Genomic DNA, 1263 nt, shown 5'->3' with positions numbered 1-1263 from the left:
GCCATCGAAATTTATCGATGGCCTATTTCAGACTGTAATGGGGTAAGAGTAGGGACTAGGAGTCCTTGGTTTCACCCTGCTGGGAAGTTCTTGTTTACATTGTGGTATTGCGTGCAGTTATTTGTCGTCCTAGATGGCATCTTGTCCAGTTGGATGTTCGGAAATCTTTCACAGCCATGCTGTAAGCTAAACGCAAACAAGAACGAATGACGAGGTTTACATGAGCAAACATCTTAAGTTATTTTCGGCATTGTTGGTGCTGATGGTCCTTGCGCCCATTTCTGTGTTTGTTTTCCCCTCGAACGCGGAAGCTGCGCGGTCCCTAGTTGAGAATTCCTGGCGTTATGAGGATGGGCAATTGGTCGCAGAGGATGCTTCTTCCGAAGAAGATGGAATAGCCTTATTGTCCATGGACATTCTTCCCGATGGGGCTACGGCGCAGGGCATCGATGTCAGTGAGCATCAAGGACGTATTGACTGGAATGCTGTTAAGGCTTCTGGTATCGATTTCGCTATTCTGCGTGTTGGATTTGGCGCTCCATCTTGGGGCGGTCGAGTTGACTATCAATTTAATCGAAATATTTCTGAGTGCGAGCGACTCGGAATTCCCTACGGCGTCTATATCTATTCATATGCTTTTGATAATCAGCAGGCAGCCGATGAGGCATCAATGGTGATCAATTGCCTTTCTGGACATAATCCAAGATTGCCGGTGTATTACGATCTTGAGGATAACTCGATAATTGCAAATGGACGTCAAACCGGAATTGCATCGAGGGCGCAGGTTTTTTGTAATAGGATTTCTGCCGCAGGATATGAGCCTGGTATTTATGCAAATTTAAATTGGTTTAACAACATTTTGACTGACTCTGTATTTAAGAGTAGCTCTTGGGATCATTGGATTGCTCAATATAACTCGCAATGTGACTATACCGGCAATTACAGTTTTTGGCAGTATAAGAGCAACGGAAAAGTTCTTGGAATCAACGGCAACGTTGATATGAACTACGCGTATGTTGATGTCTCCCTTTATCATTGGCAACTAATTGACAGCACCTGGTATTATGCAGCCTCCAACGGCAAGGCGTATGCCGGATGGTTGTTTCAGAGCGGCACGTGGTACTGGCTCGACCCCGACGCGGGCGGTGCCATGGCAACCGGCCTTCACGAGTGCAACGGCTCCCTGTACTGGTTTAATTCGTCCGGCGCCATGGCGACCGGATGGCTCCTCGACGGCGGTACCTGGTACTACGCGACGGGATC

Annotated in this window: 1 protein-coding gene; it reads left to right on the top strand. The window is 47.6% G+C overall.

The genetic code is table 11. The annotated features are described in order from the left end of the window. Window positions 1-220 precede the first annotated feature (220 nt). Window positions 221-1263 (top strand): glycoside hydrolase family 25 protein (locus DXA43_RS10130; RefSeq protein ID WP_304999816.1); only part of this gene is annotated, 1043 nt, incomplete at its 3' end.

This window comes from Collinsella sp. OF02-10 (genome assembly GCF_003463445.1).
Taxonomy (GTDB): domain Bacteria; phylum Actinomycetota; class Coriobacteriia; order Coriobacteriales; family Coriobacteriaceae; genus Collinsella.
Note: the sequence above shows the minus strand (reverse complement) of the source record. Positions and strands in the feature narration are given on the sequence as shown.